This window comes from Virgibacillus salexigens, from assembly GCF_014905415.1.
Taxonomy (GTDB): Bacteria; Bacillota; Bacilli; order Bacillales; family Amphibacillaceae; genus Virgibacillus; species Virgibacillus salexigens.
In genome coordinates, this window is record NZ_BNEO01000139.1 from 1 (window position 1) to 304 (window position 304).

The window sequence follows — 304 nt, forward strand, 5'->3', positions numbered from 1 at the left end:
TTTTAAAACACCTACAAATGGTTTGCGATTTTGTCCATGGCGTCCAGTTACAGTTGCAAAAACATATTCTTCAGGTAAATGACGTATTTCCCCATCTGTAACCTGTATCTCTAAAGGACCTATTTTCGTTGTTCCAATTGGTGTCATCTCCATTGTATTTAGTGTTATCGTTCCGTTTTCCCCTGGTGAATGAATAATAAAATCCCTTTCATTAAGTTCCGGTAGACGGACGGTATTTTTACGAAGCGGTGGCGTACGAGTGGTAATATCCGTGATGATTCTTCTATCTTTTACCATTTGTTCC

At 38.8% G+C, this 304-nt stretch carries 1 protein-coding gene; it reads right to left on the reverse strand.

What is annotated here, in order from left to right; all coding sequences use genetic code 11:
• On the reverse strand, nt 1–304 hold a 304-nt coding region (locus JKP73_RS22585), incomplete at both ends, for a hypothetical protein (RefSeq protein WP_200412031.1).